Origin of the sequence: Blastococcus xanthinilyticus (assembly GCF_008124835.1) — a bacterium.
GTDB lineage: Bacteria > Actinomycetota > Actinomycetes > Mycobacteriales > Geodermatophilaceae > Blastococcus > Blastococcus xanthinilyticus.
Window position 1 is genome coordinate 64739 of record NZ_VNHW01000009.1, and the last position, 26119, is coordinate 90857.

22 protein-coding genes and 2 tRNA genes are annotated in these 26119 nt (G+C 73.2%); 12 read left to right on the top strand and 12 right to left on the bottom strand.

The features are described 5' to 3' along the window. Window positions 1–22 precede the first annotated feature (22 nt). Window positions 23–1510 carry an SDR family oxidoreductase gene (locus BD833_RS14395; RefSeq protein ID WP_166533835.1) on the bottom strand — a complete coding sequence of 496 codons (1488 nt, stop codon included), beginning with the start codon at window positions 1508–1510 and terminating at the stop codon, window positions 23–25. A gap of 132 nt (window positions 1511–1642) precedes the next feature. Here BD833_RS14395 and BD833_RS14400 point away from each other — a divergent pair, with 132 nt between their 5' ends. From BD833_RS14400 to BD833_RS14430, 7 genes are all read left to right on the top strand, one after another. Next, window positions 1643–3067 carry an APC family permease gene (locus BD833_RS14400; RefSeq protein WP_166533836.1) on the top strand — a complete coding sequence of 475 codons (1425 nt, stop codon included), beginning with the start codon at window positions 1643–1645 and terminating at the stop codon, window positions 3065–3067. Window positions 3068–3353: 286 nt separating this feature from the next. Beyond that, window positions 3354–5390 carry a DNA topoisomerase (ATP-hydrolyzing) subunit B gene (gyrB, locus tag BD833_RS14405; RefSeq protein WP_166533837.1) on the top strand — a complete coding sequence of 679 codons (2037 nt, stop codon included), beginning with the start codon at window positions 3354–3356 and terminating at the stop codon, window positions 5388–5390. A 121-nt stretch (window positions 5391–5511) separates the two neighbouring features. Further along, complete coding sequence (gene gyrA, locus BD833_RS14410; protein WP_166533838.1) at window positions 5512–7980, top strand: DNA gyrase subunit A; 2469 nt, start codon at window positions 5512–5514, stop codon at window positions 7978–7980. 110 nt (window positions 7981–8090) lie between these two features. Further along, entirely contained in the window at window positions 8091–8831 is a 741-nt protein-coding gene (locus BD833_RS14415) for a DUF3566 domain-containing protein (protein WP_166533839.1), read from the top strand. Window positions 8832–9010: 179 nt separating this feature from the next. After that, window positions 9011–9084, top strand: a tRNA-Ile gene (locus tag BD833_RS14420). Window positions 9085–9164: 80 nt separating this feature from the next. Beyond that, window positions 9165–9305 (top strand): DLW-39 family protein, encoded by a 141-nt coding sequence (locus BD833_RS14425; protein ID WP_166533840.1) that lies wholly within the window; start codon window positions 9165–9167, stop codon window positions 9303–9305. Window positions 9306–9327: 22 nt separating this feature from the next. Then, window positions 9328–9400, top strand: a tRNA-Ala gene (locus BD833_RS14430). Window positions 9401–9462: 62 nt separating this feature from the next. Here the strand turns inward: BD833_RS14430 and BD833_RS14435 are convergent. After that, window positions 9463–10728: an MFS transporter gene (locus BD833_RS14435; RefSeq protein ID WP_166533841.1), complete on the bottom strand. Its 1266-nt coding sequence runs from the start codon at window positions 10726–10728 to the stop codon at window positions 9463–9465. Further along, window positions 10725–11783: a MerR family transcriptional regulator gene (locus tag BD833_RS14440; protein ID WP_166533842.1), complete on the bottom strand. Its 1059-nt coding sequence runs from the start codon at window positions 11781–11783 to the stop codon at window positions 10725–10727. The genes BD833_RS14435 and BD833_RS14440 overlap by 4 nt, the downstream gene beginning before the upstream one ends. 130 nt (window positions 11784–11913) lie before the next feature. Here BD833_RS14440 and BD833_RS14445 point away from each other — a divergent pair, with 130 nt between their 5' ends. Next, the gene (locus BD833_RS14445) at window positions 11914–12447 is read left to right on the top strand and encodes a peptidylprolyl isomerase (protein ID WP_166533843.1); all 534 of its coding nucleotides are present in this window, start codon (window positions 11914–11916) and stop codon (window positions 12445–12447) included. Between the two features lie 58 nt (window positions 12448–12505). Here BD833_RS14445 and BD833_RS23015 read toward each other — a convergent pair whose 3' ends face one another. Next, the gene (locus BD833_RS23015; RefSeq protein WP_243737673.1) at window positions 12506–12718 is read right to left on the bottom strand and encodes a hypothetical protein; all 213 of its coding nucleotides are present in this window, start codon (window positions 12716–12718) and stop codon (window positions 12506–12508) included. Here BD833_RS23015 and BD833_RS14450 point away from each other — a divergent pair. After that, window positions 12693–13337 (top strand): rhomboid family intramembrane serine protease, encoded by a 645-nt coding sequence (locus tag BD833_RS14450; protein WP_243737674.1) that lies wholly within the window; start codon window positions 12693–12695, stop codon window positions 13335–13337. The two genes, BD833_RS23015 and BD833_RS14450, sit on opposite strands and share 26 nt — an antisense overlap. A gap of 22 nt (window positions 13338–13359) precedes the next feature. Here the strand turns inward: BD833_RS14450 and BD833_RS14455 are convergent, their stop codons facing one another. After that, the gene (locus tag BD833_RS14455; RefSeq protein ID WP_243737675.1) at window positions 13360–13785 is read right to left on the bottom strand and encodes a PH domain-containing protein; all 426 of its coding nucleotides are present in this window, start codon (window positions 13783–13785) and stop codon (window positions 13360–13362) included. A gap of 84 nt (window positions 13786–13869) precedes the next feature. Between BD833_RS14455 and BD833_RS14460 the strand changes: the two genes are divergently transcribed. After that, window positions 13870–15030, top strand: a complete 1161-nt coding sequence (locus BD833_RS14460; RefSeq protein WP_166533845.1) for a thiolase family protein — start codon at window positions 13870–13872, stop codon at window positions 15028–15030. A 578-nt stretch (window positions 15031–15608) separates the two neighbouring features. Here BD833_RS14460 and crgA read toward each other — a convergent pair. Further along, the gene (gene crgA, locus BD833_RS14465) at window positions 15609–15881 is read right to left on the bottom strand and encodes a cell division protein CrgA (RefSeq protein ID WP_166533846.1); all 273 of its coding nucleotides are present in this window, start codon (window positions 15879–15881) and stop codon (window positions 15609–15611) included. Window positions 15882–16013: 132 nt separating this feature from the next. On the opposite strand from crgA, the gene BD833_RS14470 reads away from it, so the two are divergent. Continuing rightward, the gene (locus BD833_RS14470; protein ID WP_166533847.1) at window positions 16014–16763 is read left to right on the top strand and encodes a DUF881 domain-containing protein; all 750 of its coding nucleotides are present in this window, start codon (window positions 16014–16016) and stop codon (window positions 16761–16763) included. 61 nt (window positions 16764–16824) lie between these two features. Next, complete coding sequence (locus BD833_RS14475) at window positions 16825–17484, top strand: aminodeoxychorismate/anthranilate synthase component II (RefSeq protein WP_166533848.1); 660 nt, start codon at window positions 16825–16827, stop codon at window positions 17482–17484. Between the two features lie 66 nt (window positions 17485–17550). Here BD833_RS14475 and pknB read toward each other — a convergent pair whose 3' ends face one another. From pknB to BD833_RS14505, 6 genes are all read right to left on the bottom strand, one after another. Beyond that, window positions 17551–19461, bottom strand: coding sequence for a Stk1 family PASTA domain-containing Ser/Thr kinase (pknB, locus tag BD833_RS14480; RefSeq protein WP_166533849.1), 1911 nt, complete (start codon window positions 19459–19461; stop codon window positions 17551–17553). Window positions 19462–19603: 142 nt separating this feature from the next. Then, window positions 19604–21403 (bottom strand): protein kinase domain-containing protein, encoded by a 1800-nt coding sequence (locus BD833_RS14485; protein WP_166533850.1) that lies wholly within the window; start codon window positions 21401–21403, stop codon window positions 19604–19606. Continuing rightward, window positions 21403–22845: a peptidoglycan D,D-transpeptidase FtsI family protein gene (locus tag BD833_RS14490; protein ID WP_166533851.1), complete on the bottom strand. Its 1443-nt coding sequence runs from the start codon at window positions 22843–22845 to the stop codon at window positions 21403–21405. Before BD833_RS14490 ends, BD833_RS14485 begins: the two co-directional genes overlap by 1 nt. Then, window positions 22842–24248, bottom strand: coding sequence for an FtsW/RodA/SpoVE family cell cycle protein (locus tag BD833_RS14495; protein WP_166533852.1), 1407 nt, complete (start codon window positions 24246–24248; stop codon window positions 22842–22844). Before BD833_RS14495 ends, BD833_RS14490 begins: the two co-directional genes overlap by 4 nt. Further along, the gene (locus BD833_RS14500) at window positions 24248–25651 is read right to left on the bottom strand and encodes a PP2C family protein-serine/threonine phosphatase (protein ID WP_166533853.1); all 1404 of its coding nucleotides are present in this window, start codon (window positions 25649–25651) and stop codon (window positions 24248–24250) included. Before BD833_RS14500 ends, BD833_RS14495 begins: the two co-directional genes overlap by 1 nt. After that, window positions 25648–26106, bottom strand: a complete 459-nt coding sequence (locus BD833_RS14505) for an FHA domain-containing protein FhaB/FipA (protein ID WP_166533854.1) — start codon at window positions 26104–26106, stop codon at window positions 25648–25650. Before BD833_RS14505 ends, BD833_RS14500 begins: the two co-directional genes overlap by 4 nt. Between the last annotated feature and the right edge of the window lie 13 nt (window positions 26107–26119).

The following is a 26119-nucleotide window of genomic DNA, read 5'->3' on the forward strand; positions in this document are numbered from 1 at the left end:
GGAGGTGAGCCAGGACGGCGGGTCACGCCTTCCGCTCAGCCGCCCGCGCCATGCCCGTCACCATGCCGCCGAACACGATCCCGTGGAACGCGGCCACCGCCCACCAGTAGAGGTGCCCGAACAGGCCCCTCGGCGCGAAGGTCGCCCGCTGGCGGAGCAGGGAGCCGCCGGTCACCCGGTCGTGTTCCACGTGGAACTCCAGCCAGGCCAGCCCGGGCAGCCGCATCTCCGCCCGGAGCCGGAGCAGCCGGCCGCGGTCGAGCTCCTCGACCCGCCAGAAGTCCAGGGCGTCGCCGACGTACAGCCGGTCGGGGTCCCGCCGTCCCCGGCGCAGGCCCACGCCACCGACCGCGCGGTCCAGCCAGCCGCGGATCCGCCAGGCGAGCGGCCAGGAGTACCAGCCGCGCTCGCCGCCGATCCCCTCGACGACCTGCCACATCGCCTCGGGCGGCGCCGCGGTCGGCTGGATGCGGTCGTCGACGTAGAGGCTGCCGCCGGCCCACCCCGGATCGGTGGGCAGCGGGTCCGACGGGGCGCCGGGGACGGACGCCGAGGCCCAGCGGGTGGTGACCGCCGCGTCGCGGACCCGCTGGACGGCCAGCCGCACGGCCTCGTCGAAGCCGAGCAGCCCCTCCGGCGGGTCGGGCACGTAGCGGGCGATGTCGTGCTCCCCGCAGACGACGGTGTTGCGCAGCGACTCCACCAGCGGGCGGGCGATGCCGGCGGGCACCGGCGTGATCAGGCCGACCCAGTGGCTGGACAGCGACGGGGTGAAGATCGGGACGGGCAGGATCCGGCGCCGCGGCAGGTCGGCCACCCGGGCGTACCGCTGCATCATCTCGGCGTAGTCCATGACGTCCGGCCCGCCGATGTCGAAGCAGCGGTGGACGTCGGCCGGCAGCTGGGCGCAGGCCACCAGGTAGCGCAGCACGTCGCGGATCGCGATCGGCTGGATCCGACTGTGCACCCAGCGCGGGGTGACCATCACCGGCAGCCGCTCGGTCAGGTACCGCAGCATCTCGAACGAGGCCGACCCGGAGCCGAGCACCACCGCGGCCCGCAGCACGACCGTCGGGACGCCGGAGCCCAGCAGGATCCGCGCCACCTCGGCCCGGGAGCGCAGGTGCGGGGAGAGCTCCTCGTCGTCGGGTGCCAGTCCGCCGAGGTGGACCAGCCGGCCGACGCCGGCCGCCCGCACGGCCCCGGCCATCACCCGTGCCGTGCGGCGGTCGGTCTCGGCGAACTCGGGGCCGGTGCCGAGGGCGTGGATCAGGTAGTACGCGACGTCGACCCCGGCGCAGGCCCGCTCGACGGCGTGCGCGTCGCCGGCGTCCCCGCGCACCACCTCGACCTCGGCGGCCCACGGGTGGTCGCGCAGCCGCTCCGGCGAGCGGCTCAGGACGCGGACCCGGTGCCCGGCGGCCAGCAGCTCGGGCACCAGCCGCCCGCCGACGTAGCCGGTCGCGCCCGTGACGAGGCAGGTCCGGGGCGCAGCGGGGGAGTCGGCCATGGGCCCAGTGTCCGGCGGGGATGCCCGAGGTGCTCGAGTCGCGGACCGGCGTACCCGGGGCCAGCATCATGCGCAGCCAGGGCAGCGCAGCCGACGGCACCCCGGACAGCCCCGATCCAGTGGAGGCCCGAGATGGCCCGTGCAGCAGCCGCCCCAGGAGAGACCGCCGGTGGCCAGCCGGCCCTCAAGCGGGTCATGGGGCCGGGCCTGCTGCTCCTGTTCATCGTCGGCGACATCCTCGGCACCGGGATCTACGCGCTCACCGGGCAGGTGGCCGCGCAGGTCGGCGGCGTGGTGTGGCTGCCGTTCCTGGTCGCCTTCCTCGTCGCGCTGGTGACCGCGTTCAGCTACCTGGAGCTGGTCACCAAGTACCCGCAGGCCGCCGGCGCCGCGCTCTACACGCACAAGGCCTTCGGCATCCACTTCCTCACGTTCGTCGTCGCCTTCGCCGTGATGAGCTCCGGCATCACGTCGGCGTCCACCGCCGCCCGGGCCTTCAGCGCCAACGCGGCCGAGGTGCTCGGGCTCGGCTTCTCCGACGGCATCGGCATCACGCTCATCGGGCTCGGGTTCATGACCCTCGTGGCCGCGGTCAACCACCGCGGCGTCGGGGAGAGCGTCAAGGCCAACGTGGTGCTCACCTGCGTGGAGCTGACCGGCCTGCTCATCGTCATCGGGGTCGGCGTGTGGGCCCTCGGCGTCGGCGAGGGCGACTTCTCCCGGGTCACCGAGTTCGACACCGGCGAGCGCTCGGTCCTCGGCGGGGTCATCGCGGCGACCGGCCTGGCGTTCTTCGCGATGGTCGGCTTCGAGGACTCGGTGAACATGGCCGAGGAGTGCAAGGAGCCGCGGCGGATCTTCCCCAAGGTGCTGCTCGCCGGGCTCCTCGCCACGGGCGTCATCTACGTGCTGGTGTCGATCTCCGCGATCGCGCTCGTCCCGGCCGATGCGCTGAGCGAGGGCGACACCCCGCTGCTGCAGGTGGTGGAGGCGGGCGCCCCCGGGTTTCCGATCGGCCTCTTCGGCGTCATCACCATGTTCGCCGTCGCGAACTCCGCCCTCATCAACATGCTGATGGCCAGCCGGCTGGTCTACGGCCTGGGCCGCCTGCGCGTCCTCCCGCCGCTCCTTGCCCGGGTGCACCCGCAGCGCCGGACCCCGACGACGGCGATCCTGTTCACCACCGCGCTGGCCTTCGGGCTGATCACGTTCGTCGGCGCGGTGCCGGCGCTCGGCGGGACGACGGCGCTGCTCCTGCTCATCGTGTTCACCGTCGTCAACGTCGCCGTCCTCGTCCTGCGCAAGGACCGGGTGGAGGAGGACCACTTCCGCACCCCGACCGTGCTGCCGGTGGTCGGCGCACTGGCGTGCGGCTTCCTCGCGACCCCGTTCGCCGGCCGGCCGGCCGAGCAGTACCGGATCGCCGGGGTGCTCCTCGTGATCGGGGTCATCCTCTGGGGCGTCACGGTGCTGGTGAACCGGCGCACCGGTGCCGACGTCCCCGACTTCGACCCCGAGGACCTCACCGGGGACGCCCCGAGCGGGCCGCGGAACTGACGCGGCGCCCCTGCGGCCGACCCCCGCGGGCGCCGGCCGGGGCGACGACCGCCCCACGGCGCCGACGACGGCGTGTCGGCCCGGGGGGCAGGAGCGATGGTGGCGGGGCTCCCGGAAGAGGCGCAGACACGACGTCAGGGCGTGGACGGCGCTGTTCCTGTCGGACCTCGCGGTATCGTGGGAGGCGAAAACCGTCAGCAACCGGCTGAGCGCCCTTCTGCGCCCTTCCGCCCCCTCCTCCTTGTCGGGGGCGAGGGTCGCCGGTTGCTCGAGAGGAAGGCCCCACGTGGTCGCAGCACCCCAGACCGAGAACTCCTACTCGGGCAGTTCCATCACCGTCCTCGAAGGGCTCGAGGCGGTCCGGAAGCGGCCCGGTATGTACATCGGGTCGACCGGCGAGCGCGGGCTGCACCACATGGTGTGGGAGGTCGTGGACAACGCCGTCGACGAGGCGCTGGCCGGCTACTGCGACACCGTCCGGGTCACCCTGCTGGCCGACGGCGGGGTCCGGGTCGAGGACAACGGCCGTGGCATCCCGGTCGACATGCACCCGGTGGAGAAGCGGCCCACCGTCGAGGTGATCATGACCGTCCTGCACGCGGGCGGGAAGTTCGACGGGAAGAGCTACGGCGTCTCCGGTGGTCTGCACGGCGTCGGCGTCACCGTCGTCAACGCGCTGTCCACGCGGCTGGACGTCCAGGTCTGGACGCGCGGGACCGAGTGGCAGCAGAGCTACGCGTACGCCAAGCCGGGCCCGCTGCAGGAGATCGGCCCCACCAAGAAGCGCGGCTCCGCGATCACCTTCTGGGCCGACGGCGAGATCTTCGAGACGACGCACTACTCGTTCGACACGATCAACCGCCGCCTGCAGGAGATGGCCTTCCTCAACAAGGGCCTGACGATCGTCCTGCGCGACGAGCGCCCGGGTAAGAGCAAGAGCGAGACCGGCATGGCCGAGGAGCTCTCGGTGGCCGAGGCCGCCCCCGACGCCGGCGCCGAGGACGAGGCGTTCGAGCCCACCGAGGTCACCTACAAGTACGACGCCGGCCTCATCGACTACGTGGCGCACATCAACGCGAAGAAGTCGCCGATCCACAAGTCGGTCGTGAGCTTCTCCGCGGAGGGCACCGGCAAGAACGACATGGCGATGTCGGTCGACGTGGCCATGCAGTGGTCCGAGGCCTACTCGGAGTCGGTCTACACGTTCGCCAACATCATCAACACGCACGAGGGCGGCACCCACGAGGAGGGCTTCCGCGCCGCGCTGACCTCGATCGTGAACCGGTACGCCGAGGAGAAGAAGCTCTTCAAGGGCAAGGACGAGAAGCTCACCGGCGAGGACATCCGCGAGGGCCTGGCCGCGATCGTCTCGGTGAAGCTGGGCGACCCGCAGTTCGAGGGCCAGACGAAGACCAAGCTCGGCAACACCGAGGTCAAGGGCTTCGTCCAGCGGGTCTGCAACGAGCAGATCGGGCACTGGTTCGAGTCGAACCCGACCGAGGCCAAGATGATCATCAACAAGGCCTCGTCGGCCGCGCGGGCCCGCCGCGCTGCCCAGGACGCGCGCAAGCTGGCCCGCAAGAGCCTGCTCAGCAACAACTCGCTGCCGGGCAAGCTGGCCGACTGCCGCTCCACCGACCCGCGCTCCTCGGAGATCTACATCGTCGAGGGTGACTCCGCCGGCGGATCGGCCAAGTCCGGCCGCGACTCGATGTTCCAGGCGATCCTGCCGATCCGCGGCAAGATCATCAACGTCGAGAAGGCGCGCATCGACCGGGTCCTCAAGAACAACGAGGTCCAGTCGATGATCACCGCCTTCGGCACCGGCATCCACGACGAGTTCGACCTGAGCAAGCTGCGGTACCACAAGATCGTGCTGATGGCCGACGCCGACGTCGACGGCCAGCACATCCGCACCCTGTTGCTGACCCTGCTGTTCCGCTTCATGCGGCCGCTGGTCGAGGCCGGCCACGTCTACCTGGCCCAGCCGCCGCTGTACAAGATCAAGTGGGGCGGCAAGAACGCCGACGACTACGTCTACACCGACCGGGAGCTCCAGGCCCTCCTCAAGGCTCGTGCCGAGGAAGGCCGCAAGCTGCCCAAGGACGACGCGATCCAGCGCTTCAAGGGCCTCGGCGAGATGAACGCCAAGGAGCTGTGGGAGACCACCATGGACCCGGAGACCCGGGTCCTGCTCCAGGTCACCCTCGAGGACGCCGCCACCGCCGACGAGCTGTTCAGCGTGCTCATGGGCGAGGACGTCGAGGCACGCCGCAGCTTCATCACCCGCAACGCCAAGGACGTCCGCTTCCTCGACGTGTAGCCGGTCCCCCGTCCCGGGGCCCACCCGCTCCCGTACCCGGGGGTGGGCCCCGGACGGGGCCAGTACTCGTCGACTTGGCCTTTTGTCCACCCCTGTGCACCGACCTGTGGAGACCTGAACCGTGACGGAGACCCCACCCCGCGACCGCGTCGAACCGGTCGACCTCCAGCAGGAGATGCAGCGCAGCTACATCGACTACGCGATGAGCGTCATCGTGGGCCGTGCGCTGCCGGAGGTCCGCGACGGCCTCAAGCCGGTGCACCGCCGCGTGCTCTACGCGATGTACGACCAGGGCTTCCGCCCCGACCGCGGCTACGTGAAGTGCGCCCGCGTCGTCGGTGAGGTGATGGGTAACTACCACCCGCACGGCGACAGCTCGATCTACGACGCCCTCGTCCGGCTCGCCCAGCCGTGGTCGATGCGCTACCCGCTGGTCGACGGCCAGGGCAACTTCGGCTCGCCGGGCAACGACCCGGCCGCGGCCATGCGGTACACCGAGGCCCGGCTGACCCCGCTGGCCATGGAGATGCTGGCGAACATCGACGAGGAGACCGTCGACTTCCAGCCGAACTACGACGGCAAGAACCAGGAGCCCCTGGTCCTGCCCGGGCGCATCCCGAACCTGCTGATCAACGGCTCGGCCGGCATCGCCGTCGGCATGGCCACGAACATGCCGCCGCACAACCTGCGCGAGGTCGCGGCCGCCGTCTTCTGGATGCTCGACCACCCCGACGCGGAGGCCGAGGAGGCCCTCACCGCGTGCATGGAGCGGATCAAGGGCCCGGACTTCCCCACCTACGGCCTGATCGTCGGCCGCGACGGCATCGAGGACGCCTACCGCACCGGTCGCGGGTCGGTGCGCATGCGCGCCGTCGTCACCGTCGAGGAGGACGCCCGCGGCCGGGTCCAGCTGGTCTGCACCGAGCTGCCCTACCAGGTCAACCCGGACAACCTCGCCGAGTCGATCGCCGAGGCGGTGAAGGAGGGCCGGCTGCAGGGCATCAGCGAGATCGCCGACGAGTCCAGCGACCGCGTCGGCCGCCGGCTGGTCTTCACGCTCCGCCGTGACGCCGTCGCAAAGGTCGTGCTGAACAACCTCTACAAGCACACCCAGCTGCAGACCACCTTCGGCTGCAACATGCTCTCCATCGTCGACGGCGTCCCCCGGACGCTGCGGCTGGACGAGCTCGTGCGCGAGTACGTGAACCACCAGATCGAGGTCATCCAGCGGCGCACCCGGTACCGGCTGCGCAAGGCCGAGGAGCGCGCGCACATCCTGCGCGGCTACGCCAAGGCGCTCGACCAGCTGGACGCGGTCATCACGCTCATCCGCAACAGCGAGTCCGCCGACGCCGCGCGCACCGGGCTCATGGAGCTGCTGGACGTCGACGAGATCCAGGCGACGGCGATCCTGGACATGCAGCTGCGCCGGCTGGCCGCCCTGGAGCGGCAGCGGATCATCGACCAGCTGGCCGAGATCGAGCGGGAGATCGCCGAGCTGGAGGCGATCCTCGCCTCGCCCGAGCGGCAGCGGCAGATCATCCACGACGAGCTCGCCGAGATCGTGGAGAAGTACGGCGACGACCGGCGGACCCAGTTCGTCGCGCACGACGGCGACGTCTCCATGGAGGACCTCATCGCCGAGGAGGAGGTCGTCGTCACCATCACCCGCACCGGGTACGCCAAGCGGACGAAGAGCGACCTCTACCGGTCGCAGCGCCGCGGCGGCAAGGGCGTGATGGGTGCGGCCCTGAAGCAGGACGACATCGTCGACCACTTCTTCGTGGGCTCCACGCACGACTGGATCCTGTTCTTCACGAACAAGGGCCGGGTGTACCGGGCCAAGGCCTACGAGCTCCCGGAGGCCAACCGCACCGCCCGCGGGGCGCACGTGGCCAACATCCTGGCGTTCCAGCCGGACGAGAAGATCGCCCAGGTCATGCAGATCAAGGACTACGGGGTCGCCCCGTTCCTGGTCCTGGCGACGGCGAAGGGCCAGGTGAAGAAGACCCGGCTGACCGACTTCGACTCGCCCCGCCAGGGCGGCGTCATCGCGATCAACCTTCGCGAGGGCGACGAGCTGGTCGGCGCGGCGCTGATCGACAGCACGTCGGACCTGCTCCTGGTGACCCGCAAGGCGATGTCGATCCGGTTCACCGCCGACGACGGCGCGCTGCGGCCGATGGGCCGGGCCACCGAGGGCGTGCGGGGCATCTCGCTGTCCGAGGACGACCGGTTGCTGTCGATGATGGTCGTCCAGGAGGGCGTCGACGTCCTCGTCGCCACCGAGCGCGGCTTCGCCAAGCGCACCGGCATCGAGAACTACCCGAACCAGGGCCGGGGCGGCAAGGGCGTGCTCACGGCCGACCCGAAGGCGCGCAAGGGGGCCCTCGTCGGCGCCCTGGCGGTGGAGCTCGGCGACGAGCTCTACGCGATCACCTCCGGCGGCGGCGTCATCCGGACGCCGGTCAACGGGGTGCGCCACAACAAGGACCGCGCCACCATGGGTGTCAAGCTCATGAACTTGCCGGAAGACGTCAGCATCGTGGCGATCGCCCGTACGACGGACAACGACGAGCCTGCGGCCTAGGGTGAGTAGTTAGTCACGCACGCGACCGCGGTCCCGTGCCGCCCCGATCGGGGTGGCACGGGGCCGGGCACCGAGACAGCGGCACCGCCGCCGGGGAACGGGAGACAGGCATGAGCGACCGGACGCACGGTTCGGTGCGCACCGACTCCCGGGCCGGCGACGGCGCCCCGGGGGACGGCGCCGGCACCGGGAACGGCGTCTCCGCGACGCAGTCGATCCCCACGACGGGCAGCCAGCGGGCCCAGGGTCCGGCGTCCGGCGCGGTGCCCGTCGTCCCGCAGCCGCTGTCGGACAGCGGTGCCTCCCCGGCCGGGGGAGCCCCGGCGGCCCAGCCCGCCGGCGGTACGGCCGCCGGCCAGGCGGGTGCCCCGGAGACCGGCGAGTCCGCGCCGGTGGTGGGTCCCACGAACGGCCCCATCGGCACCGGTGACGGTGCCGCCGGACCGGCCGCGCCCAAGGCCGGCCGTGGCCGGCAGTCCGGCCGCGGACCCCGGCGGGCCCGGCTGCAGCTGCGGCACATCGACACCTGGTCGGCGCTGAAGATCTCGCTGGTCCTGTCGATCGCCCTGTTCTTCATCTGGATGGTGGCCGTCGGGCTGCTGTACATGGTGCTGGGCGGGCTGGGCGTCTTCGATGCCATCAACGACCTCGTCGGCCAGATCGGCAGCGCCTCCGGGTCCGATGAGGGCGGCGACGTGCTCACCGCCGGCGTGGTGTTCGGCGGGGCCGCCGTCATCGGCGCGATCAACGTCGTCCTGCTCACCGCGCTGTGCACGGTGGGGACGTTCATCTACAACCTCTGCTCCGACCTGGTCGGCGGCCTCGAGGTCACCCTCTCCGAGCGCGACTGAGGCTGTGTGATCTGTCGTCCTCCGGACGACACCGCGGCCACGTGCCGTCCCCCTGGGGCGGCGAGCGCGTCCGTCGCGCCTGCGCGGGACCCTCCGGGCTCCACTCGGCGCGACCCTGCAGAGGACGGGACCCCCTCGCCGGCCCGGAGTCGGGGGCACGTATGCTGTTCGAGGTTCACGGGCCTGTAGCTCAGGCGGTTAGAGCGCATCCCTGATAAGGATGAGGCCGGAGGTTCAAGTCCTCCCAGGCCCACCCGTGTACCGGAACCCCGGTTCCGCGTTCCTCCGGTCGTCGCCTCCGCGGCGGGCGAAGCGCTCGAGGAGGTTCTCCACGTGCTGAAGAAGCTGGCGCTCGCCGCCGTCGCGGCCGGTGCCCTGGCCGCGGTCCGCAAGCGGTCCTCCGGCCGCACCGAGGCCGACCTGTGGCACGAGGCCACCAGCGGGCCCGGGGCGGTCAGCACGCCGACCCGCTGAACTCCCGGCCTCCGGGCCACCCGGGGACGTAGCTCAATTGGCAGAGCACCGCCTTTGCAAGGCGGGGGTTAGGGGTTCGATTCCCCTCGTCTCCACCCACGGTCGCTGACCGAAGGTCCCGCCCGGGCCGACCGGTGGCCGCTGCGCAGCGCACGGGTCACCGCCGCTGCGGCCGTGCCCGGACCCGTTCCCGCTCCGGGGGCTGCGGACCTCCCCCCGATGACCACGCCTCAGACGTCGCCTCAGACGTCGCCTCAGACGTCGCCTCAGACGTCGCCGGCGCGGCGGGAAGCGGCAGCGCGGCGGCCGCGGCGAGCAGCGCGGCCAGCACCAGCAGGGACGTCCGGAGCCCTGCGGCCGCCGCGAGCAGGCCGAGCGCCGGCAGCGCCACGAGCACCGCCAGGTTCTGGGCGAAGCCGAGCAGGGCCTGGAAGCGCGCGAGCATGCCCTCCGGTGTGGCCCGGACCAGCAGGGGCATCGCCGTCGTCGTCCACACGGCCGTGCCAACCCCGAGCAGGACGAGGGCGAGCGCGCCCAGGGCGGCCGACCGGGTGACGGCGAGCAGCGCGATCCCGAGGGCCCCGACGCCCGGCCCGACCGTGCGGGCCCGGGCGCCGACAGCGCCGTACCGCGCGACGAGGGCGGTGACGACGAACGTCCCCACCGTCCAGCACCCCACGACGGCACCCGCCGCCGGCGCCGACCAGCCCCGGTCCCGCCCGGCCAGGGGCACCGCCAGCGTCACCACCGGCAGGACAGCGGCGCCGAGCAGGGTGACGGCGACCAGCAGTGGTGCCACGCCCGTCCGCCGGGCGGCCCGCAGCGCGCTGACCGTGCCCCGGAGCAGCGTCTCGGAGGAGCGCAGCACCTCCGCCCGTGGTGGTCGCACGCGCAGCAGGACGACGAGCACGAGGACGTACGTCAGGAGGTCCACCGCGGTCGTCAGCGGCAGTCCACCCCAGCCCAGGAGGAGCCCGCCGAGCGCCGGGCCGCCGGTGCGGGCCGCCTGCAGCAGCAGGCTCACCGAGGCCAGCGCCCGGGCGAGCTCGGCATCGGTCGCGAACAGGCGCGGGAACGCGCCGTCGGCCGGACGGCGCAGCGCGGCAGCCGTGCCCGACGCGGCCGCGAGCACGCCCAGTCCCAGCAGCGACGGGCCGTGCAGGGCGTGCGCGAGGAACGCCAGCAGCACCAGGACCATCGCGGCGTCGCAGGCCATCATCGTGCGGCGGATGCCCCAGCGGTCCGCGACGGCTCCGCCCAGCAGGACGAGGACGCACAGCGGTACCGACTGCACGGTCAGCACCAGGCTCGCCGCCCCGGGGCTGTACGCCGCCGCGCTCCAGCCGACGGCGAAGTACGTGATCGAGTCGCCGAGCGTCGAGGCGGCAGCGGCCAGGGACCACACCCGGAAGCCGCGCCTCATGGCCGCTCGAGCGTCGGCATGACGAGCGCCTCGAAACCGGGCTGGTCCGGCGACGTGAGCACCGCCGGGCGGTCGGCGGCGGAGATGTCCACCTGCACCTTCCGGCCGACGCAGGACCCGAGTGCCCGGAGCAGCAGCGAGCTCCGGAACCCCACCTCGAGCCCGGCGCCGGCGACGACCGCGGGCACCTCCACGTCGCCCACCCGGAACCGCTCCCCGTACCGCAGGAGCACCACCGCCCGGTGCGCCCGCGTCACGGCCCGCACGAGGGACTCCGCCGGGACGAGCACCGTCGAACCCGGCGGGTCCAGCGCGTCCAGGACGAGGCGGTACGACGGGTAGGGGCGCGGGTCGCCGGCGATCTCCAGCGCGTCGGCTCCCGTGGCCACGGTGAGGCCCTCGCCGGCCCGGAGGACCAGGTCGACCTCGCGGGACCGCTCGAGGCGGTCCACCAGGTCGTCGACCGTCGGGAGGCCCAGCACGACCCGCGCCTCGCCGTCCCCCTCCGCCCGTACGCCCAGGACGCGGCGCGCCAGCCAGTGCCGGTTCGTCGCCACGACGTCGAGCAGGCCGTCCCGGGCGTCCAGCAGCACGGCGGCCAGCGGCGAGGCGGCCGCCGTGTCCGCGGCGGTGCGTACCTGCTGCAGCGCGGCGGCGAGGACCGGTCCGCTCGCGCGCAGGCGCACGGCCGGCTGGGGCCGCTGTCGTTCGAGCCGGGTCAGCACCTCGCCCAGCGCCTCCCGGGTGCGCAGCGCCTCCTGCTCACGACCGGCGGCGAGCCCGGCCAGCACGTCGCGGGCCTGCTCCGCGTCGCCGTCGAGCACCAGGCGCATCTGCTCGATCGGGACGCCGACGCCGCGCATCATCGCGATCAGCCGACCCCGCTGCTCGAGGGCCGGGGTGTAGTAGCGGTACCCGGTCGACGCGTCGGTCCGGGCCGGCACCAGCAGCCCGCACTCGTCGTAGTGGCGCAGCGCGCTCGTCGGCAGCCCGACCGCCCGCGCGAAGCTCCCGATCGTCAGCAGATCGAGATCCAGATGCCCCTCCGCGTCCACGCGTGCAGCCTGATCCTTCAGGCCGCTGGAAGGTCAAGCACACCCGGCTCCCTGCGCCGCTGCCCCACGGGAGCGCCGGCTCCCGCGGCCCCGCGCCCGCACCGCCGCGCGGGGTGGGAGAGTGGAGGCCGTGACTGAATCGACTCCCGCCCGCCGCGCGGTCCTGCACACCAACCACGGCGACATCACCGTGGACCTGTTCCCCGACCACGCGCCGAAGACGGTGGCCAACTTCGCCGACCTGGCCGAGGGCCGCCGCGAGTGGACCCACCCCGCCACCCGCGAGAAGACCACCGACAAGCTCTACGACGGCACGGTCTTCCACCGCATCATCGACGGCTTCATGATCCAGGGCGGCGACCCGCTCGGTCAGGGCATCGGTGGCCCGGGCTACCAGTTCGGCGACGAGATCCACCCCGACCTGGCCTTCACCAAGCCGTACCTGCTGGCCATGGCCAACGCCGGGCCGGGCACCAACGGCTCGCAGTTCTTCATCACCGTGGCCCCCACCAGCTGGCTGACCGGCAAGCACACCATCTTCGGTGAGGTCGCCGACCAGCCCAGCCGCGACGTGGTCGACCGGATCGGCAAGGTCTCCACCGGCCGCAACGACCGCCCGGTCGAGGACGTGGTGATCGAGTCCGTCGAGGTGCAGCGCAGCTGACCACCGGACCTGACGGCGGGGGTGCCGGCGCGCAGCCGGCCCCCCCGCCCGCGACCTGCTACCGGCACCCCGACCGGCCCACGGGGATCTCCTGCACCCGGTGCGGGCGGCCGATCTGCGCGGAGTGCATGATCCCGGCCTCCGTCGGGTTCCAGTGCCCCGAGTGCGTCCAGCAGGGCGCCGCCTCGGTGCGCGCGCCCAGGCGTCCCTCAGGGGTGCGGTCCGCGGCGTCCCGCTGGGGTGCGGTGACGCTGACCCTGATCTCGGTCAACGTGGTCATGTTCCTGGTGACCGCGGTGTCGGCGGGGCTGGTCGGCAACGACCCGTTGGACAACTACCGGTCCCCGGTGTTCGTCGACCTCGCGCAGTACCCGCTCGCGGTGGAGATCGGCGAGCCGTGGCGGCTGCTCACCGCCGCCTTCCTCCACATCGGGCTGCTGCACCTGGTGCTCAACATGCTGGCGCTGCTGGTCTTCGGCTCCGAGCTGGAACGCCAGCTGGGGCGGGTGCGCTACCTGAGCCTCTACCTGGTGTCCGCGCTCGGTGGGTCCACGGCGATCCAGCTGTTCGGCGATCCGCTCCGCCCCGTCGCCGGTGCGTCCACGGCGATCTACGGGCTCCTCGGCGGCCTCGGCGTGCTGATGCTGGTCCGCCGCCAGGACATCCGGGGCATCCTCGTGCTGCTGGCCATCAACGTGTTCATCAGCTTCCTCCCCGGGGTCTCGCTGCTGGGGCACCTCGGCGGCCTGGTGACCGGCGCCGCCGTCGCGGGGGTCCTGGTCGCCACCCGTCGCCGGAAGGCGGTGCAGCTCGCCGGGATCGGCGCGCTGGCCGCGGTGCTCCTCGTCCTCGCGCTGGGCGTCTCCACGCTCGCGGTGGCCGGCGTCTAGACCGCCCGGCGGCAACGGAGCTCTAGACCGCTCCGCGGCCGTGGGCCTCCAGCGCCCGCGCGACCGCCTCCGGATCGGCCCCGAGGTCCCACCGGCCGAGGACGACGAGCACGCCGTCGTCGTCCTCGGCGCGGGGCCACGTCTCCAGCTCCAGCGTGCGGATGGTGGTGCCCCACCGCCGGGCGGTGCGGACGCGCACCCGGAGCACACCCCAGGGGAGCAGCCGCCGGCCGGTGAGCGTGCGCACCTCGACGCCGTCGGCCCCGGCGGCCAGCCGCGGCCGCAGCACCGCCTCGCGGGCGGCCATGGCCAGCATCAGCAGGGCGGCCCCGCCGACCAGCACGCGGCCCGCCGGGTCGAGCAGCACCGCCACCGCGGCGAGCGCCAGGCCGGCCAGCGCGAGGGCGGCCGGGACGAGCACGGGCGGCGACCACTGCACGGTGCCCACCCTGCCAGCTGTGGCGCGGAACATACGATCGCGGAGGGGTGGCCGGTGTGGTGTGCCCCACCGTCGTCGACGAGGAGTGGGTCCATGCGTGATGCCGTCATCTGTGCCGCCGTCCGTACACCGGTGGGCAAGCGAGGGGGAGGGCTCTCCGGCGTGCACGCCGTCGACCTCTCCGCGCACGTGCTGGGGGCGCTCGCCGAGCGTTCGGGCATCGACCCGGCCGTCGTCGAGGACGTCTTCTGGGGCTGCGTGAGCCAGGTGGGCGAGCAGACCTTCAACATCGGCCGCAACGCCCCGCTGGCGGCGGGCTGGCCGGAGTCGGTGCCCGGCACCACGATCGACCGGCAGTGCGGCTCCTCGCAGCAGGCCGTCGCCTTCGCGGCCGCCACGGTGATCAGCGGCCAGGCCGACGTCGTGGTCGCCGGCGGGGTGGAGTCGATGAGCCGGGTGCCGATGGGATCGGCCCGTGGCGACGGCTCGGCGGGCAGGCCGCTCGGCCCGCGCTTCATGGCGCGTTACGACGGGGTCTTCCCCAACCAGGGCGTCGGCGCCGAGATGATCGCCGAGCGCTGGGGCCTCTCCCGCACCCAGCTCGACGAGTTCGCGCTCAGCTCCCACGAGCGGGCCGCCAAGGCGCAGGCCGACGGCGCCTTCGACGAGGAGATCGCCCCGGTCACCCTCGACGACGGCACGGTGATCAGCGCGGACGAGGGGATCCGTCCCGGCGGCACGCTGGAGAAGCTGGCCTCGCTGAAGACCCCCTTCAAGGAGGACGGCGTCATCAGCGCCGGCAACGCCAGCCAGATCTCCGACGGCTCCGCCGCGCTGCTGGTGACCACCAGCGAGAAGGCCCGGGAGCTCGGGCTGCGGCCGATCGTCCGCATCCACACGACGGTGATGGCCGGCGACGACCCGGTCATCATGCTGACCGCGCCGATCCCGGCGACGCAGAAGGTGCTCGCCCGCTCCGGGCTGTCGGTCGACGACATCGGCGTCTTCGAGGTCAACGAGGCGTTCGCGCCGGTTCCCCTGGCGTGGATGGCCGACCTCGGTGCCGACGCCGCGCGGGTGAACCCGCTGGGCGGGGCCATCGCGCTGGGCCACCCGCTGGGCGGGTCCGGCGCCCGCATCATGACCACGCTGGTCCACCACATGCAGGCCACCGGCACCCGCTACGGGCTGCAGACGATGTGCGAGGGCGGCGGCACCGCGAACGCGACCATCCTCGAGCTCGTCGACGCCTGACCGTCCGACTCGACAGCCCCCGGCCGCCCGACGGCCGGGGGCTGTCGTCGTCCCAGGGGTTGTCGTCGTCGAGGTCGTCGTCGTCCCGGGTTGGGGACGGCGTCGGCGTTCAGTGCCGGGCTGCTCGCCCAGGGTGAGCGGACAGGTCCGTCCACATCGCCGTCGCGGGAGGTGTATCCGCAGGTCAGGCGGGGTAAGGCGGGGGTCGGTCACCGGCTCCGGGGCACGGACATGTCGACTCGTCCACAGCTGGGTACACAGCTGGGGACAGACTCACACAGCTGTAGTTACGGCGATGGACGCCCTGTCACACGAGTCCCATCCGCGGGAAAACCGCAGGTCAGCCGCGCACCGGCCACCGCGGCCCCTCCACATCCGGTGGACAACCCTGGGGGTCCGCCGCCATGTCGACCTGTGGACGCCGGTCAGCGGCTGTGCACAGTCGCGGGGTTCCCGTCCCCGCCGGCTGCCGGCCGCGGCGGGTGCGCACCGGTTCCCGGGCGGGGGACGACGGAGGCCCCCGTCCCCTGAGGGGACGAGGGCCTCGCGCGGAACCGTGCGGACGCGGTGCTGCCGGGCTACCGCCAGCGCATCGACATGATCAGCCCGGCCACCATGGCGCCGAAGCCGATCGCGAAGTTCCCGGCCCCCAGCGACACCATGAACGGGATCTGCTCGCCGGCGACGTAGTAGACGACGATCCACAGCAGACCGAAGAGCATCAGCGCCACCATCACCGGCGCGTACCACCGGGGGCTGGGCTGCAGCGCCTTGGCCTGCGAACTGCGGGCGCGGTCGGCGTCGACCGGCGGTGTGTACACCGACTTCTTGCGCACCTTCGACTTGGGCACGTGCGTACTCCCTCCCGGGGCCGGGCTCGTCCTCCCCGCCCGAACTGCCACCAAGCCTAAACTCGACGGCGACGAGGTCGATGGCGCCTCACCCGAGCGGGCGCCGGTCGTGGCGCCGGAGGAGAGGTGCGCGTGCCCCGATCGCTGTGGACGGGCCGCCGTCCCTCGCCCTGGAGCGCCCTGGTGCCGGTCGTCGCCGTCGCGGCGGGGCTGCTGTTCGCCACCTCCGGGCGCACCGCGCAGGGCAGCGACCTGCGGGCCGGTGAGATCACCCAGCTCTCCCAGCTGATCGAGGAGCGCGACGCCGCCGTCGCCCGGCAGGAGCGCCAGCTGGCCGGTCTGCAGGGCGACGTCCAGTCCCTCACCGACGAGGCCGCCAAGCGGGACAGCGCCGTCGCGACGGCCCGGGAGCTCGGCGCCACCGGCGGGTTCGCCGCCGGCCTGATCCCGGTGACCGGCGCCGGTGTGGTCATCACCCTCGACGACGCCCCCCAGCGCCCCGACGGCAGCCTCCCGGGCGGTGCCCGGGCCGATGACCTCGTCATCCACCAGAGCGACGTCCAGGCGGTCGTGAACGCCCTCTGGGCGGCCGGCGCGGACGGGGTGTCGGTCATGGACCAGCGGCTCATCTCCACCAGCGCGGTGCGCTGCGTGGGGAACACCCTCCTGCTGCAGGGCCGGACGTACTCGCCGCCGTTCGTCGTGTCGGCCGTCGTCGACGCCGCGGCGGTCGAGGCGGAGCTGGACGGCTCCCCCCAGGTGCGGGTCTTCCAGCAGGCGGTGGACTCCTACGGGCTGACGTTCGAGGTGCGCGAGCGGCCCGAGGTGGCGGTGCCCGCCTACGATGGCGGCCTCACCCTGCAGTACGCGGTCGCCGGCTGAGCCGGCGGCAGCGGGCGCGGGGCCGACCGGTGCGCCGCCCAGCGAGGAGTTCCCGACCGCGATGACCGCTCCCGACCGTCCGGTCCTCGTCGTCGACAACTTCGACAGCTTCGTCTACAACCTCGTCCAGTACCTGGGTCAGCTGGGCGTCCGGTGCGTGGTGCGCCGGAACGACGCCGTCGACGTCGACGAGCTCGCCGACCTCGACGTCGCCGGGGTGCTGCTCTCCCCCGGCCCCGGCACCCCCGCCGGCGCCGGCGTGACGGTCCCGATGGTCCGGGCGGCCGCCGGGCAGGGCACCCCCGTGCTCGGGGTCTGCCTGGGCCACCAGGCGATCGCCGAGGCCTTCGGGGCCGAGGTGGTCCGGGCCCCCGAGCTGCTGCACGGCAAGACCAGCCAGGTCGTGCACGACGGCCAGGGCGTCCTCGCCGGCCTGCCCTCGCCGTTCACCGCGACGCGGTACCACTCCCTCGCCGTCGATCCGGCCACGGTGCCCGACGAGCTCGAGGTCACCGGGCACACCCCCTCCGGCCTGGTCATGGCGCTGCGGCACCGCGAGCTGCCGATCGAGGGCGTGCAGTTCCACCCCGAGTCGGTGCTCACCGAGGGCGGCCACCAGATGCTGGCGACCTGGCTCGCGGAGTGCGGGCTGGCCCCCGACGAGTCGGTGCTCGCTGCCGCGTCGGCCACCGCGGCGCGGCTCTCCTCCGCCACGGCCTGACCTCCCCCGCGGACGACGAAGGGCTCCTCCCGCGGCGGGAGGAGCCCTTCGTCGTCCGGGCGACCGTCAGTCGGCGTCAGGCGCCTGCGGGTTCAGGATGACGGCGATCGTGGTGGTCGGCGGCTGCGGTGTGCCGGCCGCCGGCTCGGTGCTGACGACCTGCCCCGGGCCGACGCCCGGGTCGAGCACGTCGCTGTCGCTGAACTGGATGTTGGTGAATCCGACGGCCCGCAGGTTGGCCTCCGCGGCCTCGCGGCTCTGCCCGCGCAGGTTGGGCACGGTGAGCTGGGCGACGCCCCCGGAGACCTGCAGGACGATGCGGGAACCGGCGGAGGCCGGGCTCGCCGGGGTGGGCGTGGTGCTGACGACCGTGCCCTCCGGCGCGTCGGAGTCGATCTCCTCGACGGTGATCTGGGCCTCGGTGAAACCGGCGTCGGTGAGCGTCGCGATCGCCTCGGCCTGCGGGCGGCCGGTCACGTCGGGCATCGCGATGGTGCCCGTGGACAGCCCGAGCTCGACCGTGCCGTCCACCGCGACGGACTCCCCAGACGCGGGGGAGACCGAGACCACGGTGCCCTCGTCCTGCAGGGAGTCCTCCTCCCGGGTGTCGACGCTGCCGGTGAAGCCGGCCCGCGTCAGGGCCTCGCGTGCCTGCTGCTCGGTGAAGTTGACCAGGCTCGGGACGGTGATCGCGTCGGGAGCGACGCCGACGACCAGGCCCACGGAGGTGCCCCCGTCGACCAGGACACCGCCGGCCGGGGTGGTCTGGAGCACCGTCCCCTGCTCGGCGGGGTTGGTGGTCGGCTGATCGGTGGTGTCGCCGACCTCCAGCCCCGCGTCGGTGATGGCCTGCTCGGCCTCGGCGACCGGCTGGCCCACCACGGCGGGCACCTCCACCTGCTGCGCGGCGACCGGATCGTCGTCGGCGTTCATCGCGATCGCGGCCGCGATGACGCCGCCCAGCAGGAGCACGGCGAGCACGCTGACGATGGCGATGATCCGCCGCTTGCGCTTCCGGGCCTGCTCGTCGTCCCAGTCGTCGTCCGAGCCGTAACCGCTGGAGCCGTAGCCGCCGACCGGCGCGCCGATGATCGCCGTCTTCTCGGCGTCGCCCATGACCGGCGTCGCCTCGACCCGCTGCCCGGCCAGCGCCCGCAGCAGGTCGTTGCGCATGTCGGCGGCGGACTGGTACCGGTTGGCCGGGTTCTTGCTCATCGCCTTGAGCAGGATGGCGTCGAGCTCCGGCGGCACGTCGGGGTTGATGGACGACGGCAGCCGCGGGTCCTCGCGGACGTGCTGGTAGGCGACCGACACGGGGGAGTCCCCGGTGAACGGGGGCGCGCCGGTGACCAGCTCGTACAGCAGGCAGCCCAGGGAGTAGACGTCGGAGCGGGCGTCGACGCTCTCGCCGCGAGCCTGCTCGGGGGAGAGGTACTGGGCGGTCCCTATCACGGCGGCGGTGGAGGTCATCGTGGCCGCGGAGTCGGAGACCGCGCGGGCGATGCCGAAGTCCATGACCTTGACCGTGCCCTGCGGCGTGATCATGACGTTCCCGGGCTTCACGTCCCGGTGCACGATGCCGTTGCGGTGGCTGAAGTCCAGCGCTCCGCAGATGTCGGCGGCCAGGCTCATGGCCCGCTCGATCGGCAGCCGGCCCTCGCGACGCAGCACGTCGCGCAGCGTCTCGCCCTCGACGTACTCCATGACGATGTACGGGGTGGCGCCGGTGGGCGTGCGGTCCTCGCCGGTGTCGTAGACCGCCACGATCGCGGGGTGGTTCAGCGACGCCGAGGCCTGGGCCTCGCGGCGGAAGCGCACCTGGAACGACGGGTCGCGGGCCAGGTCGTGGCGGAGGACCTTGACCGCGACCTCGCGGCCCAGCCGCAGGTCGCGTCCGTGGTGCACCTCGGCCATGCCGCCGCGGCCCAGGACCCCGCCGATCTCGTAGCGCTCACCGAGCACCTGCGGCGTGGTCATCGACGGTCCTCTCGGGCGGTTCGGTGCAGCGTCCGCGGGCCGGTGCCACGCGGTGTCGCGGCGGAGGTCGCCGCGGACGGGAAGCCGTCGGCGAGCGTAACCGCCGTGGCGGCCGGAAGCGGGGATCCGGAGACCAGTGGCCTCACTGGCTGTCACCTGCCCCTGCCGCTGCGTCGACCGGATCGGTGCGGGCCTGTCCGTTGACGACCGGGGGTTCGGACTCCGTCGTCGTGCTGGTCGACGGCGTGGTGGTCGTCGACGTGGTGGTCGGCGACGTGGTCGTCGTCCTCGTGGTCGTCGTCCTCGTGGTCGAGGCCGTTGGCTTCGGCGCGGTGGTGCCCCCCTGGTTGCCCGGGGTCTCCTCCACCTCCGGCTCGTCCTCGTCCTCGGTCTCCGACGGCGTCGTCGTCTCCGACGGGGTGCTGCTCTCGCTGGTGGGCGGGGTGGTCGGCGTCGGCTCCTCCTGCTCGTCCTCCGGCTGCCAGCCGTCGACGGCGACGAAGAGGGTCACCTCGGTCTCCGCGGTCGCCAGCTCGCCGGACGGGTCGATCGCGGCGACCGCGTTCTCCTCCAGCGCCCGGCCGAGGTCGGCGAGGGTGGCCTCGTCGGCCTCCTCCCGCCGGACGAGCACGACGCCCGCCTCGTTCAGCTCGGCCTCGACCGTGTCGGCGTCCCGGCCGACGAACACCGCCGGGTCCAGCAGGATCCCGGCCGTCTCGCTGGTGCTGGTGGTGGGATCGCTCGTGGGGGTCGCCGCGGAGCGGTCCTGCCCCGCGCCGTCCTGGGTCAGCAGGACGTAGGTGACCCCGGCGATCACCAGCAGGAGGACCACGGCGGCCAGCGGCCAGGCCCAGCGGCGGCCGGACCCCGGCGGCTCGTCGCCGCGGGTCCAGTCGTCTTCGCGACCCGGCGGCGCGGCCAGCGGCGGCATCGGGCGGCCCCCGGTCGCGGGGGACACCGCGGGCATCCCGGCAGCGGGGGTGGCGAACACCTGGGTGTGCCCGTCGGTGGACACGTTCCCGTCCGCGCCGACGTGCACGATCTGGGTCGGCGCGGTGGCGGGCGCGACGACGGCCACACCGCCGGCCCCGGCGCCCGCGACCTGCCCGCCGTCGGCGACCCGGCGGACCGCCTCGGCGAACGCGCCGCCGTCGGGGAAGCGGTCGGACGGGTCCTTGGCGAGGGCCCGGTCGATCAGCAGCCGCACCGTCGGGGGGATGTCGCCGGGCAGCGGAGGCGGGGGCCGGTTGATGTGCGCGAGCGCGATCGCCACCTGCGAGGCGCCGTCGAAGGGGCGCACGCCGGCGAGGCACTCGAAGCCGACGACCCCCAGCGAGTACACGTCGGAGGCGGCGTTGACCTCCAGGCCCTGGGCCTGCTCGGGGGAGAGGTACTGGGCGGTGCCCACGACCATGCCGGTCTTGGTCAGTGGGGCGGCGTCCCGGGCCTGGGCGATGCCGAAGTCGGTCAGCTTCACCACGCCGTCGGGACGGACGATCAGGTTGCCCGGCTTGATGTCCCGGTGCACCACACCGGCGCGGTGGGCCGCGGAGAGCCCGTCCGCCGCCTGGCCCAGCACGTGCAGCGTCCAGTCGACCGGCAGCCGGCCCTCCTCGTGCAGGATCGTCACCAGGGGCTGCCCCTCGACGAACTCCATCACCAGGAACGCCATCGTCTGCACGCCGCTGTCGTCGGTCGTCTCGCCGTAGTCGTAGACCGACGCGATGTTCGGGTGCGACAGCGCCGCGGTGTGCCGCGCCTCGTTGCGGAAGCGCGCCAGGAAGCTCGGGTCGTTGGTGTACTCGGTCTTGAGCACCTTGGCCGCGACGATCCGGTCCAGGACCTGGTCGCGGGCCTTCCACACCTCGCCCATGCCGCCGGTGGCGATCGGCGCGGTGATCTCGTACCGGCCGGCCAGGAGGCTCCCGATGCCCAGCGCCATCAGCCCCGCCCCTCGAAGTAGGCCGCCATCACGTCGCGGGCGATCGGGGCGGAGAGGTCGCCGCCCGTGCTGCCGCCGTTGACCACGAGGACGGCGACGGCGATCTCCGGCTCCTCGGCCGGGGCGAAGCCCATGAACCAGTTGTGGTCGGGGACGCCCGGCCGGACCTGGGCGGTGCCGGTCTTGCCGGCCACCTCGATGCCCGGGAGCCGGGCGGCGCGGCCGGATCCGCGCTCCACGACGCTGACCATCATCTCGGTGAGCCCTTCTGCGACCTCGGCCGAGATGGGCTCGCGCAGGACCTCCGGCTCGGTCTCCTCGAGCACCGACAGGTCCGGCGCGCGCAGCTCGTCGATCAGGTAGGGCGCCATCTGGACGCCGTCGTTGGCCACCGTGGCGGCGACGAGGGCGGCCTGCAGGACGGTCATCCGGACGTCGCGCTGGCCGATCGAGGTCTGCGCGAGCGCGGCCTCGCTCTCGATCGTGCCGACCCCGCTCGGAACGACGTCGAGGGGGATCTCCATGCCCTCGTCGTCCAGGCCGAAGGCCTCGGCCATGTCGCGGACCGCGTCCTCGCCGAGGTCGATCCCGAGCTGCCCGAACGCGGTGTTGCAGGAGATGGTCAGCGCGTCGATCAGCGGCTGTTCCTGGTCGGGGTCGCAGCTGGAGCCGTTGAAGTTCGGCAGCGTCGCCGTCGACTGGGGCAGCTGGAGCAGGTCGACCGCGGGCACCACCGTCTCGGGCGTGTAGCCGTCCGCCAGCGCGGCGGCGGAGACGATCACCTTGAACAGCGAGCCGACCTGGTAGTTCTCCGAGATCGCCCGGTTCAGCCGCGGATCGGGGTCCTGCCCGGTGATTCCGTCCATGTTCGCCCGGATGCCCGCCGGGTCGTGGCCGGAGACGAGGCCGGGGTCGTACGTCGGGGTGCTCGCCAGGCCGAGGATCGCGCCGGTCTGCGGGTCCAGCGCGACGACGGCACCGGTCAGGCCCTCGAGACCGGCCATCGCGGCGGCCTGGACCGCCGGGTCCAGGGTCAGCACGACGTCGCCGCCGGCCGGGTCGCGGCCGGTGAACAGGTCGGCGATGCGGCGGACGAACAGCCGGTCGTCCTCCCCGGAGAGGACGTCGTCCATGACGTCCTCCAGGTAGGTGTTGCCGTACACCAGGGAGTGGTAGCCGGTGACCGGCGCGTAGAGCGGGCCCTGCGGATAGGTCCGCAGGTAGGTGAGGCGGCCGTCCGTGGGCACGGACAGGGCGACCTCGGTGCCGTCGACGATGATCGAGCCGCGTTCCCGGTCGTAGGTCTCGGCCAGCACCCGGGTGTTGCGGGAATCCCCCCGGAGCGAGTCCGAGCGGATCACCTGGATGACGTTCACGTTGATGATCAGCAGCGTGAAGAGCACCAGCACGCTGATGGCGACGCGGCGCAGCGGGGCGTTCACGGCACCACCACCTCCGTCGGGGCGTCGCCGAGCCGGATCGGCGCCGCGTGCTGCGCGGCCGGGCGGCGCGCGGCGTCGCTGATCCGCACGAGCAGCGCCACCAGCACGAAGTTGGCGACCAGCGACGAGCCGCCGTAGGCCAGGAACGGCGTGGTGAGACCGGTGAGCGGCAGCAGGCCGGTGACGCCGCCGAGGACGACGAAGACCTGCCAGGCGATGGCGAAGGCCAGGCCCGCGGCCAGCAGCTTGCCGAACGAGTCGCGGACGACGAGGGAGGTGCGCAGCCCGCGCTCGACCAGGATCAGGTAGACCACGATCACCGCGACCAGGCCGAAGAGCCCGAGCTCCTCACCCACGGCGGCGGCGATGAAGTCGCTCTTCGCGACCGGCACCTGGTCGGGGCGGCCGCCACCGAGGCCGGCGCCGAACAGCCCACCGGTGCCCAGGCCGAAGAGCGACTGCATCAGCTGGTAGCCGGCGCCGTCGTAGTACTCGGAGGGGTCCAGCCAGGTGTTCACGCGGGCCTGCACGTGGCCGAAGATCTGGTAGGCGATCATGGCGCCGCCGGCGAACAGCGCCAGGCCGATGAACAGCCAGCTGGCCCGCTCGGTGGCGACGTAGAGCATCACCACGAAGATGCCGAACAGCAGCAGCGAGCTGCCCAGGTCGCGCTCGAACACCAGCACGAGGATGGACAGGATCCAGGCCAGCAGCACCGGGCCCAGGTCGCGGCCCCGGGGGAGCTCCAGGCCGGCGACCTTCTTGCTGGCCAGCGCCAGCACGTCGCGCTTGTCGACCAGGTAGGCGGCGAAGAAGACGACCAGGCAGATCTTGGCGAACTCGCCCGGCTGGATGGAGAAACCGGCGACCCGGATCCAGATCTTTGCGCCGTTCACCTCGGAGATCGAGGCGGGCAGCACGGCCGGGAGGGCGAGCAGCACGATGCCCAGCAGGGCGAGGGTGTAGGCGAACCGGGAGAGCGTCCGGTGGTCCCGGACCACGACCAGGACGGCGACGAACAGCGCCACGCCGAGCGTCGCCCAGACCAGCTGCACCGGGGCGTCCTCGCGCGAGGCGGTGTCGCCGGACACCTCGGCAGCCAGGTCCAGCCGGTGGATGACCGTGAGGCCCAGGCCGACGAGCAGGGCGACGGCCGGCAGGAGCAGCGGGTCGGCGTAGGAGGCGAACCGGCGGACGACCAGGTGCGCCACCACCCACAGCGCGGTGATCCACACGCTGAACGTGGCCATCTCCGGGCGGAGCGCGCCGGTGACGGTGAGGTCGACGATGGCCTGGGCGGCCACGGTGATCAGCACGGCGAAGGCGAGCAGGGCGGCCTCGGTGCCGCGGCGGGTCGGCGTGCCGGCCGCGGCGGCGCGGGGATCGGTGACGGGCCCGGCCATCAGTCGACCTCCCGGCAGTTCTCCCCCGGTTCGGCCGACGACGTCGTCCGGGGCGCCGCCGAGGTCACCGGCTCGTCGGTGGCCGTGCCCTCCGGCGCCGCCGGGTCACCGGGCGCGGGCTGCTCGGCGGCGGTCGGGGCGGCCGCCGGCGGGGTGCCCGTGGCATCGCCGGGAGCGCGCTCGGGGGAGGGGCACAGCGGCAGCCGCTGGTCGCGGAGCGCCTCGAGGATCCGGTCGGCGTCGCCGGCGTCGTCGGCGGTGATGCTGCCGACGACCCGGCTCCGGGCGGCCGGCGTCAGGTCGGCCAGGGCGAGGTCGGTGCCCCGGTCGAGGCGGTAGAGGTCCAGGCCGAGGAGCGAGACGTCCAGCCCCCGGAAGACGGCGACCTGCTGGTCGTCGCCGGAGCCGTTGACCCCGACGAACCAGTGGTCGAGCGCCCACACGTACATGCCGATCGCCCCTGCCACCAGCACGGTGAGAAGGGCCCCCGCCACCAGGAGGATGCGTCGCGGGCGGCGGCGGGCGGAGGGGCCGCCGCCCGTCGGCAGTGTGAGCGGCGGAGGAGCCGGGGGCCCCTGGTCGGCCAGGGCGGCCCGGCCCGCGGCGGAGCGCGGGTCGACCTCCCGCTGACCGATGTTGTCACCGGCCGCACCGTCGACGACGGGGTCGAACCGGCCGTTGCTGCCGGTGTCCTCCAGCACGTCGGCGACGATGACCGTGATGTTGTCCGGCCCGCCGCTGCGCAGCGCGAGCTCGACCAGCCGGTCGGCGGTGGCCTCCGGATCCGGGTCCTTGAGCGCCTCGGCCAGGGTCTCCTCGCTGACGACGCCCGACAGCCCGTCGGAGCACAGCAGGTACCGGTCGCCTGGGCGCGCCTCGCGCATCGAGAGGTCGGGCTCGACCTCCTGCCCGTTGAGCGCGCGCAGCAGCAGCGACCGCTGCGGGTGGGTGTTGGCCTCCTCCGGCGTGATCCGGCCGTCGTCGATCAGCGTCTGCACGAACGTGTCGTCGTGGGTGATCTGGGTGAACTCGCCGTCCCGCAGCAGGTACGCGCGGGAGTCGCCGACGTGGCAGAGCGCCAGCCGGCCGCCGGCGAAGAGGATCGCCGTGAGCGTGGTGCCCATGCCCTCGAGCTGGGGGGACTCGCGGATCACCTCGCGGAGGTGCTCGCTGCCCTCGAAGACCGCCGCCCCCAGCGCCTGCAGCATGTCGCCGGAGGGCGTGTCGTCGTCGAGGTGCTCGAGGGCGGCGATGACCACCTTGCTCGCGACGTCACCGGCGGCGTGGCCGCCCATGCCGTCGGCCACGGCCAGCAACCGGGGCCCGGCGTACACCGAGTCCTGGTTGTTGCCGCGGATGAGGCCGCGGTCGGAGCGCGCGGCGTAGCGCAGAACCAGGGTCACGAACGCAGCTCCAGTGCGGTCTGGCCGATGCGGATCGGCTGGCCGGGGGCGACCAGCAGCGGGCCCTGCACGCGCTGCTGGTCCAGGTAGGTCCCGTTCGTGGAACCGAGGTCCTCGACGTACCACTGGCCGCCCCGGTTGGTCAGGCGGGCGTGCCGGGAGCTCGCGAAGTCGTCGGTGAGGACGAGCGTCGAGTCGTCGGCCCGGCCGACCAGGATCGGCTGGTCACCGAGGGTGATCTTGGTGCCGGTCAGCGGGCCGGCGGTCACGACGAGGGACTTGGGGCCCTTCTGGCCGCGCTTCTTCGGCGTCGCCGACCGCGGCGGGACCGAGGCCACGCGGCCGGGGCGGCCGCCGAACAGGTCGGCCCGCACCACGCGGAAGGCGGCGAAGATGAACAGCCAGAGCAGCAGCAGGAAGCCGAAGCGGAAGATCTGCACTACCAGTTCGGTCATGCGACCACCGCCG

Excerpts from the sequence above, each read along its gene's own strand:
- BD833_RS14400 (WP_166533836.1), top strand. The coding sequence starts at position 1,643 with ATGGCCCGTGCAGCAGCCGCCCCAGGAGAGACCGCCGGTGGCCAGCCG.
- BD833_RS14460 (WP_166533845.1), top strand. The coding sequence starts at position 13,870 with ATGCGTGATGCCGTCATCTGTGCCGCCGTCCGTACACCGGTGGGCAAG.
- BD833_RS14495 (WP_166533852.1), bottom strand. The coding sequence starts at position 24,248 with ATGGCCGGGCCCGTCACCGATCCCCGCGCCGCCGCGGCCGGCACGCCG.
- BD833_RS14415 (WP_166533839.1), top strand. The coding sequence starts at position 8,091 with ATGAGCGACCGGACGCACGGTTCGGTGCGCACCGACTCCCGGGCCGGC.
- BD833_RS14435 (WP_166533841.1), bottom strand. The coding sequence starts at position 10,728 with ATGAGGCGCGGCTTCCGGGTGTGGTCCCTGGCCGCTGCCGCCTCGACG.
- BD833_RS14485 (WP_166533850.1), bottom strand. The coding sequence starts at position 21,403 with ATGGCGCTGGGCATCGGGAGCCTCCTGGCCGGCCGGTACGAGATCACC.
- BD833_RS14505 (WP_166533854.1), bottom strand. The coding sequence starts at position 26,106 with ATGACCGAACTGGTAGTGCAGATCTTCCGCTTCGGCTTCCTGCTGCTG.
- pknB (WP_166533849.1), bottom strand. The coding sequence starts at position 19,461 with ATGACCACGCCGCAGGTGCTCGGTGAGCGCTACGAGATCGGCGGGGTC.
- BD833_RS14475 (WP_166533848.1), top strand. The coding sequence starts at position 16,825 with ATGACCGCTCCCGACCGTCCGGTCCTCGTCGTCGACAACTTCGACAGC.
- BD833_RS14395 (WP_166533835.1), bottom strand. The coding sequence starts at position 1,510 with ATGGCCGACTCCCCCGCTGCGCCCCGGACCTGCCTCGTCACGGGCGCG.